General features: G+C 53.3%; 7 protein-coding genes. 2 read left to right on the top strand and 5 right to left on the bottom strand.

The window, feature by feature from the left end:
- Positions 1-80: 80 nt before the first annotated feature.
- The 3 genes from DQG13_RS04095 to DQG13_RS04085 form a co-directional block, all read right to left on the bottom strand.
- Positions 81-1,655, bottom strand: a complete 1,575-nt coding sequence (locus DQG13_RS04095) for an extracellular solute-binding protein (protein WP_113018474.1) — start codon at positions 1,653-1,655, stop codon at positions 81-83.
- A gap of 64 nt (positions 1,656-1,719) precedes the next feature.
- On the bottom strand, positions 1,720-2,613 hold the full coding sequence (locus DQG13_RS04090; protein WP_113018473.1) for a carbohydrate ABC transporter permease: 894 nt from the start codon (positions 2,611-2,613) through the stop codon (positions 1,720-1,722).
- A gap of 36 nt (positions 2,614-2,649) precedes the next feature.
- Positions 2,650-3,516, bottom strand: coding sequence for an ABC transporter permease (locus tag DQG13_RS04085; RefSeq protein ID WP_113018574.1), 867 nt, complete (start codon positions 3,514-3,516; stop codon positions 2,650-2,652).
- A gap of 470 nt (positions 3,517-3,986) precedes the next feature.
- Here DQG13_RS04085 and DQG13_RS04080 point away from each other — a divergent pair, with 470 nt between their 5' ends.
- Positions 3,987-6,242, top strand: a complete 2,256-nt coding sequence (locus DQG13_RS04080; RefSeq protein ID WP_258525463.1) for an AraC family transcriptional regulator — start codon at positions 3,987-3,989, stop codon at positions 6,240-6,242.
- Here DQG13_RS04080 and DQG13_RS04075 read toward each other — a convergent pair.
- Positions 6,193-7,575: an MATE family efflux transporter gene (locus DQG13_RS04075; RefSeq protein ID WP_113018471.1), complete on the bottom strand. Its 1,383-nt coding sequence runs from the start codon at positions 7,573-7,575 to the stop codon at positions 6,193-6,195. The two genes, DQG13_RS04080 and DQG13_RS04075, sit on opposite strands and share 50 nt — an antisense overlap.
- Before the next feature lie 121 nt (positions 7,576-7,696).
- Between DQG13_RS04075 and DQG13_RS04070 the strand changes: the two genes are divergently transcribed.
- Positions 7,697-8,569: a helix-turn-helix transcriptional regulator gene (locus DQG13_RS04070; RefSeq protein ID WP_113018470.1), complete on the top strand. Its 873-nt coding sequence runs from the start codon at positions 7,697-7,699 to the stop codon at positions 8,567-8,569.
- Positions 8,570-8,605: 36 nt separating this feature from the next.
- Here the strand turns inward: DQG13_RS04070 and DQG13_RS04065 are convergent, their stop codons facing one another.
- Entirely contained in the window at positions 8,606-9,490 is an 885-nt protein-coding gene (locus tag DQG13_RS04065; protein ID WP_113018469.1) for an AraC family transcriptional regulator, read from the bottom strand.
- Positions 9,491-9,628 lie beyond the last annotated feature (138 nt).

Below are 9,628 nucleotides of genomic sequence, written 5' to 3'. Positions count from 1 at the left end.
TCAAGCGTAGAGTCTGAAGTGTCAGTAAAGGTGCCAAGCTTTCCCGGCTTGGCACCTCCACTTTCTTCGTTCCGCAGGGCTTACTTAATGCCCTTCTCCGCTGTATAAGCCAGCCATTGCTTCTTGTATTCGGCCTGCACCTTCTCCAAGCCTGCGGTTTTGGCCTTGCTCAGGAAGGTTTTGATACCCTCCTCCACGTTGTCGATCTGGCCCGCGTACAGCGGGAAGAGGTACTGCTTCACCACCTGCTCCAGAGCGGCCCGCTCGGCCTGATACCCGCTGTAGTCCTCGGCAAAACCAAGGAAAATATCCGGCTTTTGAATCTTATCCAGCTCGGCGAAAATTTCCTTCACGGTGTCATAACCCGGGTCAAACAGCATAATTTCCGGATTCCGCCATGCCCAGCCGTTCATGGACTCCCGGGGGAAGCCATTGGAATTTTTATCGCCCAGCATTTTATAATAGCCGTTTTCCACTGCGAAGTTCTTGCCTTCAATTCCGTATTGGGTCAGCCAGTTATAGCGTTTGTCGGTGACCAGCTTCTCATAGAAAGCCAATGCCCGCTCGGCATTCTTGCTGCTCTTGGGAACGGCATAGCCGTTGTGGATGGGATGCACCGGGGTTGCAAAACCGGTGGCCAGCCCGTAGGGGGAATAGCCCAAATCCCAATCCGGATGCGCCGATTTGATTTTTTGCAGGCTGTCATTGTAGCGTGTGGGATTGTCGCCGATAATGGCGGCTGTTTTGCCGTTTACCAAGAGATCCGTAGTGGCGTCCTTGATATTCAGCACGTTCTTCGGGAAATATCCCTTGTCGGCCCAGCTCTTCATAGTGAGCATATCCTGCTTGAACTCGTCCGACTCCCAATACGAGTACACATCGTTGGGCTTGTTGTATTGAATGCCCAGCCCGTAAGGAACGGCTCCCACCCATCCGCGGAATTCGCGGAAGGCGTTGACCACGCCGTCAATGGCGGCGTTGGCAGTCAGCGGAGTCATGGTGGGCTCATTTTTCTTGATGCCCTCCAGATACGCCTCAAAGGTCTTCATATCTGTCGGCTTGGGCAGATTGTACTTCTTCCGCAGGTCCTCCCGCCATACGAAGCCGCCGGTGACATATTCCTTGTATGTGGAAGGCACCGTATAGATTTTTCCGTTGATCTTAACCGCTTCCCACATGTCCTTGGGAACGAAGGAATACAGCTTCGGCGCCGCCTTGGGCAGGAGATCGCCGATATCCAGGAACGCTCCGCTTTTGGCATAGGCCTGGAATTCGGCCCATTCCGTGGTATAGATCAGGTCCACATCCTGCCCGGAGGACAAGAGCAGCTTGTACTTCTGCTGCCAATCGGTCCAAGTGGTATAGTTGAACTTCACAGTTGCGTTAAGATCAGCCAGCGCCAGCTTGTTTACCTCCGCTTCAATTACGGACAAGTCCTTGGGCGCGCTGCCCAGCATGTAGAACTGGAGCTCCACCTTTTTGGAGGTGTCAATCCCCGGCTTGGCGGTTTCCTGGGCTGCGGCGCTTGCGCCGGCAGACGCGCTGGGGCTTGCGGCGCTGCTGTCCTCATCCTTGCCTGCGCATCCTGAAAGAGCCGTAACGGCCAAGGAAGCGGCAAGTATGGCTGCGGCGGATTTTCCTTTAATTTGTTTCATCTGAATCCTCCCTTTTCATGTTCATGAATATGTTAACCGGCCGGGATATTCCCATAGGCCAGGTTTAACCTTTGACAGCACCGATTGTCAAGCCTTTTACAAAATACCGTTGGATAAAGGGGTACAACAGCACGATTGGGCCCGTAACAATCAGAGCCATGGCCATCTTGGTGGATTCTGTGGGAACATCCTGCGACAGGGCGACCCCTGTGCCTGCCCCCATATTGGCCAGGAACGAGATGGTATTGATGATGTTGTAGAGATAATATTGCAGCTGGTACATCTTCTGATCATTAATGAACAGCGAAGAGGAGAACCAGTCATTCCAGAAGTGCAGGGCCAGGAACAAGCTAACGGTGGCAATGCCCGGCAAGGAAAGCTTCAGCACAATCCTCCAGTAAATGGTGAAATCATTGGCTCCGTCTATTTTGGCCGATTCGACGATTTCATCGGGAACGGCGGAACGGATGAAGTTTTTCATCAGGATGATCAGAAAAGGAGACATTAACCCCGGGAGCACCAGGATGGTATAGGTGTCCATCAGCTTGAAATACTTGGTGTACATGATGTACCAGGGAATCAAACCGCCGCCGAACAGGGTGGTGAAGTAGATGTAGAAGGAAAGCTGGTTGCGGTATTTGAAATCCTTGCGCTGCAGCACATAACCGGCCATGGTGATGAGAAACAGCCCCAGCAGGGTTCCGATTATCGTTGTGGAGGTGGTGACCCCATAAGCCCGCAGCACCTCCTGGGGAAATTCAAGCACCATTCTGTACCCTGCCAAGGAGAATTTTTGCGGAATCAGGCTGTAGCCTTCCCGGATAATGTACTCATTGTCGGTGAATGATGCGGATATGATCAGAAGAAACGGAATCAGACAAGCTATTGTGACAAGGGTTACGGTGAGATAAGCAATGGTCTGGAATAGCCCAAAATATTTTTCGTCTTTAATTTTCATGTGATCCTCCCCTGGCGGAAAACTGGTCTTGAGAGCTTAAAACAGCGCATATTCGTCATTCAATTTGCGAATGATGTAATTCACCGTCATGATCAGGATGAAGCCGAACAGGGATTGGTACAGTCCTGCCGCGGTAGCCATGCCGATCTCGAAGGTAACCTTCAGCGAGCGGAACACATACGTATCCAGAATATCGGTGGTGTTGTACAGAAGCCCGTTGTTTCCGATGAGCTGGTAGAAAAGATCGAACTGCCCCTTCATAATGCTGCCCAAGGCAAACAGGAGAAGCAGCACAAAGGTGGATTTCAGCATGGGCACCGTGATGTACCAGATGCGCTGAAAGATGTTGGCCCCGTCAATTTTCGCCGCTTCATAATATTCGTCGCTGATGCCGGTAATCGCCGCCAGATAAATCACCATGCTGTAGCCGATGTTTTTCCACAAATAAAAGATAATGATCAGAAAAATCCAGACCACCGGCTTGCTGTATACATCCACCGGCTCCATCCCGAAGGATTTCAGCAGCGTGTTCCATACCCCGGTCTCATAATTGAAGATGTTGTAAACAATAACGCTCAGGATAACAAAGGAAATGAAATACGGCAGGAACATAATCGATTGGGTCAGCTTCTTGAACCACTTGATTCTTAGCTCGCTGATCATGATGGCAATGGCGACGGCAAAGGTGTTGACAAGAACGATAAAGGCTACGTTGTAGCTCAGCGTATTCAACGTCAGACGCGCCAGAATGCCCGATTTCCATAGGAACTCAAAGTTCTTAAGCCCAACAAAATCGCTTTCAAATAAGCTTTTGTTAAAATCGAATTTGGTAAACGCATAATAGATGCCTACCATTGGAAAATAGCTGTTGATCAGAAAAAAGACCAACGCGGGTAAAATCATGAAAAATAAAATCCGGTTCTTCACCAGTTCATGCCAGAAGCCCCGTCTCTTCTTGATCCCCGCGGCAGCTTGAATATGCTCTCCTCCATTTTGTTGCCCTGCAACCGTTGTGGTTCCTCCTGTGGCGCTCAAGCTCCATCACCTTCCTGGTTTTCTGTGTTTTCAGCGTTTCCGCTTGTAATTCAGATTATAGGGACGGCCTGGCGGGCCGGGTAGTGAAACATTGCGCAGTTTATGCAATCGGCAAACTTTCGGCATGTAGACATTTCATCACAGATTGCACAAAGGCATACTCCGCAAAAAAGCCGGGGCTCTATAACCGCTCCCCGGCGCGTGTTCACAAAAGTATGATTTGTACACTCACATCTTGTTTTTCTACTAGCGAAACCGGAAGCCTCTGTAGTATGATGTGCACTGTACCGCCTCCGGCAGGCAGAGCGACCATAGAGAGGAGACAAGATCCTTTGAAGATGCCGAGAATCCGAAAACCGATGAAGCTCTATACCGCGTTTGTGATGAGCATTACCCTAAGCATCGTTGCAACCGTGCTGATTTCTTCATATATTTATTACCGCAACTACACCCATGCCGCCCTGAACCAAACCTTTCTTGGCGACCTCGACCTTCTGACTCGCACCAGCAAGGATGTAAACAGCATGAAGGACAGCGCCCAATCCCTGTCCTTCCAGATCTACCGCAACAGCGCCATCTCCAAGCTGCTCAATTATTCGTCCCCCGATGTGTATGATGTGGCGGCCGGCATGAATGAGCTGTCCAATACGTTAAACTCCATGCCCTTTATCGATTCCATCATGGTGTACAATTCGGCGTCCAATACCTTCTACATCGCCGCCATGTCCGGCCAGAACGGAATCTACGCCAAGGAGGAGCTGGTGGACAGGGACATTATCCGCACCCTGGACCGCTTCAAAGACTATAAGCCGTTCACCCCCATACCACGGGTGTATAATAATCATCCTGACACGGTAACGCCGGTAAGCGTATACACATATCTTTGTTACGACGCCATCAACACCAGCCAAACCATCAACTCCGCTGTTGCCGTCAATATATCCGCCTCCTGGATCAACCGGAGCATTGCCTTGAAGGAAGGCCAGCTGCCTGGACAAACCTTCATTATCGATGACCAGGACCGGATTCTATCCACGGAAACTCTGCTGCCCGCCGAATTGACCAAAGCCGAGGAGCAGCTTATCCGCCAATCGGTGATGAATCAGGAAACCGGCTATCTGATCCGCGATTTTCACAATGTGAAATCCTTAATCACCTTTACCCGGAAGGATTCGCTCGGTTGGCAATATGTCAAGATTACCCCGTACCATACTCTGGTGGACAGCGTGGGGGCCATCCGCAACACCTCTCTGACCATTGCAGGCGCCATTCTGGCGGCGGGCCTTATTATTTCGTGGCTTCTGTCCGGTTTCCTGTACCGCCCGGTGCGCCGGATTTCCGCCAAGCTGAATGTGCTGGAAACGGAAAGGCGGAACAATTCCCAAACCATCCGGCAAAATACGCTGCGGGATCTTCTGCTTGGCGTCCGCACCCTCACCAGCGAGCAGAAGCTGGAAAGGCTGAAGCACGCGGGGATAACCTTTCAGTTTCAACAGGATTACCGGGTCATTCTGCTCCGGATTGACCGTTTCCAGGAGTTTCTTGCCAAACGCGGCAGCGATCTGGCCACCTACAAATATGCCATCCTGAACATCAGCTCGGAGATTATGTCCCAGACCTATCCGGTGGAAGCCGTAACCATGGATGACGACAGTCTGGTGCTCCTTGTCAATAGCGGATCGACCGAAGCGCCGGAGACGGCCGATGATGAGACCGTCTTCCTGGAGCGGCTGGAGCAGGTGAAGCAGGCCATCCTTGATTTTCTGTCCATCAGTATTTCGGTGACATACAGTCCGGTGACCAACCATCCCCTCCATCTGCATCCTCTGTACGAGCAGGTGAAGGAGGCCTCCCTCCACCGGATGTTTTACGGGCACGGCTCCACTATTGATTCCGACGCCATTCTTGCCCTGAAGTCCAAGGAATACATTTACCCCATGGACAAGGAAAAGCGGTTATCCGAAGCGGTCAAGCTGGGGAGAACCCCGGAGGTGATGGACATTCTCCATGAGATTCTTGGGGAAACGGCGCAATATCCCATCCAGGTATTGCGGCTGGCCATTTCCCATCTTACGATGACCATCAATAATCTGATCTACAGCATCCAGAAGAACAGCGCCATGGATTTGTCCGGCAGCGCCAGTGTGTATATGCCGTCCCTGGACAGTGTGGAAACTCTGGAGGAGTTTATTGCAGCCTTCCGCTTATTTCTGGAGGAGGTCCAAAGCAAGCTGACGGAGAAACGGAGCATGAAACAGGGAGATTTGGTAAGAAGCATCAGCAGCCTGATTGAAAAGCACTACGCCGATCCGGACCTGAGCGTGAACTGGATTGCCGACCAATTTGATATGTCTTCGTTATATATCAGCAGAATCTATAAGCAGCAGACCCTCCGCGCCTTGGGGGACGCCATCAGCGAATACCGGATGGAGCAGGCCAAGCAGCTGCTGGAGCAAACGCAAATTCCCATTGCCCAAATCGCCGACCGGGTAGGCTACACCAGCAGCACCTACTTCCACCGGATTTTCAAAAAGCATTACGGCGTTACGCCGACGGAATTCCGCAAGGCCGTGACCCGTCAGCCGAATGAGTAGCTTCCGCCCGGAGCAGCCTTTGCCCCCGCCAGCGCCACAGCACCAGTATGCCGCGGACCAACTCGTCGGCAATCATGCACAGATAAATGCCAAGCAATCCATAGCCCAGGGCGATGCCCGCCAGATAGGCGCCGCCCACTCCAATAAGAGACATGGATATCAGAGAGGTGGCCATGGTATAGGCGGTATCGCCGATGGCATTAAGGGAATTGCCTATGGCCATGTTGATCATTTTGGCAGGCTGCAAAAGCAGATTGAGGCCCAAGAGGGAGTAGGCCAGCTTCAGAATCCCCTCATCCGCGGTAAACAAGCCGAGAAGCTGCCGCCCGCACAAATAAATGACCAGCATGTTGGCTGTCACCACGGCAAGGCCGATCCCCATGGTGCGGTAAGCTCCCGTATACGCCTCCCGCATCCTTCCCGCCCCAAAAAGATGGGCTGTCCGGATCTGTCCCGCCATGGCAATGGCATAGCCCAGGGTGAAACAGAAGGATTCCAGGGTATTCAAATAGGTGCGGGCCGCCAGCGCTTCCCCGCCCAGCCGGGCCAGGAAGGTATAAACCAGCAGCTGGGAGAACACCCAGCTGAAGGAATTGATGCCAAGGGGCCAGGCAATCCGCAGAATTCCCCTAAGCAGCTTGCCGTCAAAGGAGATGAAATCCTTTGGAGTGATGGAGGGAACAAAGGATTTGCGGAACAGGAAAAGCAGAATGATGACGCCGAAAACCCGGCTGATGCCCGTGGACAGCGCAACTCCCGGCAATCCCATTTCGGGGAAGCCCAACGCGCCGAAGATAAAGACATAGTTAAGCAGGATGTGAAGCACATTGACGGCAACCCCTGTATACATAGGGCCTTTCGTATTGCCCATGTTGCGTATGGCTGTGCCGAGGGCGATGCTTAGGCCAACCAGAAACAGGCTGCCGCCGGCATATCCGATATAGATTCCCCCAAGCTCCTTAAGCTCCGGGGGAATCCCCAGCATACGCCCGAATATGTCCGGGACCGCCAACAGAACCGCGCTGACGGAAACCCCCAGAAGCAAGCTTACGGACACCCCCTGAACGGCCAGCTCCCTTGCTTCCTCCGTTTTGCCGGAGCCCATGCGTTGGGCAATCAGAATGCCCGCGCCGCCTGCAAAAGCGGTGAACAGCGTGATCAGGGCGCCAAAAAGCTGGTTGGATATCCCGACCACAGCTACAGCTCCATCGGAAATCCGGCTTACCATCAGGGTATCCACCATTCCCAGAAGGGTTTGAAGCAGCAGCTCCAGAAAAATCGGCCATGCCAGCGGCCACAGACTGATGGGGGAATATGCTTTTGATGCTGTCATAGATATGTTTCCTCTCCAGTTGTATTCTGTTGAGGAAAGTATAGAGGATTGCAGAGGGAGAAAATATCATATTTCCAACCTGAATTTATTTATTCCCAACTTATCGACCAGAAGGAGCGCCATGAACATTCTGCATCTTGCCGCACCTCCCATGCCCTATTACATTGCCAGCGGCTGCCACTTTTTCGCCCCGGGCCAACGGCATGTAAGCCGCAAACGCATCCGGGTATTCGATCTGCTGCATGTCAGCACCGGCTGCCTTTATATTGGAGAAGAAACCCAAAGCTTTACGGTTAAGGCGGGGGAAACCCTTATTCTGCTGCCTGACCGCCATCATTCCGGCCTTCGGGACTGCACCGAGGAAACCCGCTATCACTGGCTCCATTTTGCAACCCAGGGAGCCTGGCATGTGACAAGCAGGGACTCCGTTTATCCCGATGAAGCCAACGGACGGGATCTCCTGTCGCCCGAGTTTGACGCCCATCCCTTTTACATCAGCCTTCTGCAGCAGAGCAGCGTCCTTCCCGCCTCCAAGCTGGAGGCCCTCCTGCTCCAACTGGAGGGTCTGCTCCCCCAGGCCCATCTTCCCGCAACACCGCTGCACCAGCAGATGCTGTTCCAGCAGATTCTCCTGCTCTTGAGCAGCTCCCTGAACAACAGCAGGCTTTCCCCCTCCACGGAATGCGCCGAGAAGGCAGCCTCCTACCTGCGGATTCATTACCGCGAGCCGGTTACCGCCGCCTTGCTGGGAGAAGCCCTCCGCTTTCATCCGGTTTACATCGCCCGCTGCATGCAGCGGGAATACGGCTCTTCTCCCATGGGTTATCTTCAACGGTACCGGATTGAGCAAAGCAAGCTTCTGCTGATGCAGACCGGCGCTTCCGTCGCCAGGATCGCAGAAGAGGTGGGGTTTCATAGCGTTCCTTATTTCAGTTCAATCTTCTGCAGGCTTGAAGGAATGACTCCCAGCCAGTACCGCAAGCAATTCTTGTAAACGTGCGGATTGGGCCACGGCGGCACAGACTGTCCGTCACCGCCGCAGCTTCTCCCCTTCCCCCGCCGCTGCGGCGCGGTATTGGCCAGGGGTTAATCCGGTGGTCCGTTTGAACAGCCGGTGGAAGAACTTCATATCCGTATACCCCACGGATGATGCAATGGATGAAACCGTATCGGCGGAGGCCTTCAGCAGACGGCAGGCGGCCTCTATCCGCAGATGGTGCAGATAAGCCAGATAGCTCATCCCCGTCTGCTTCTGAAACAGGCGGCTGAACTGGCGTTCGCTGAGCTTGGACACCTCCGCCAGCTTCTCCAGGGAAAGCTCCTTGGAGCGGTAATGGGCCTCCATGTGGGCAATAGCCTGATGAACCGGACTCCAAGCCCCGCCCTCCGCGCCGTCTGTGCTGGCCCTGCGGTACAAGCCGATGAAAATCCGCACCACCAGCACCGTCAATAAGGAGCGGTAGCCCGGCGGTTTGCCTGCGTATTCCCGGTACAGCTCCATAAACAGCGGCAGAAAATCCCCTGTATCCCGGGCTTGCAGCCAAGTGGCGGAGGAGCCGGAGAACATGGCCAGAATATCTGCCGACTCGGGGAAGGCTCCCGGCAGCCCGGCCATAAACCTGACATCCAGCACACAATTGTACACGATCAGCTGCCGCTCCTTCCGAAGGGTGGACGGACGGAACACATGGGACACCCCCACGGGAAGAAAAAACACATCCCCCCGCGAGACGGCAATGGCCTCCCCGTTGATATAATGCACCCCGCTGCCTTCAAAGACATAGGTCAGCTCCACAAAGTCATGGCGGTGCTCCACCACCTCGAAGGTTTCCACGGCGCGGTTCACGTAAATCAAGCTGTCCGGCTCAAAGAAATAAGACCCGTAAAGCTCTCCGATAGACCGTTTTACAGTCATGGTCTCCCCCCTCACTTCTCTTGATTCAATTCTAGTTCATCCCTCTGTAAAATGTCCAGATCAGCCTATTATCTTGTCTATTCCGGCCGATAAAAAATGTCCCGTTCCCTTATATACTGAAGGTGCCGGGTGAACCGC

This window comes from Paenibacillus sp. YN15, from assembly GCF_003285005.1.
In the GTDB taxonomy this organism is placed as follows: domain Bacteria; phylum Bacillota; class Bacilli; order Paenibacillales; family NBRC-103111; genus Paenibacillus_AR.
This window is presented reverse-complemented; position numbering and strand designations above follow the sequence as displayed.

Coding starts and splice junctions, on each gene's coding strand:
- DQG13_RS04095 (WP_113018474.1), bottom strand. CDS start 1,655: ATGAAACAAATTAAAGGAAAATCCGCCGCAGCCATACTTGCCGCTTCC.
- DQG13_RS04090 (WP_113018473.1), bottom strand. CDS start 2,613: ATGAAAATTAAAGACGAAAAATATTTTGGGCTATTCCAGACCATTGCT.
- DQG13_RS04085 (WP_113018574.1), bottom strand. CDS start 3,516: ATGATTTTACCCGCGTTGGTCTTTTTTCTGATCAACAGCTATTTTCCA.
- DQG13_RS04080 (WP_258525463.1), top strand. CDS start 3,987: ATGCCGAGAATCCGAAAACCGATGAAGCTCTATACCGCGTTTGTGATG.
- DQG13_RS04075 (WP_113018471.1), bottom strand. CDS start 7,575: ATGACAGCATCAAAAGCATATTCCCCCATCAGTCTGTGGCCGCTGGCA.
- DQG13_RS04070 (WP_113018470.1), top strand. CDS start 7,697: ATGAACATTCTGCATCTTGCCGCACCTCCCATGCCCTATTACATTGCC.
- DQG13_RS04065 (WP_113018469.1), bottom strand. CDS start 9,490: ATGACTGTAAAACGGTCTATCGGAGAGCTTTACGGGTCTTATTTCTTT.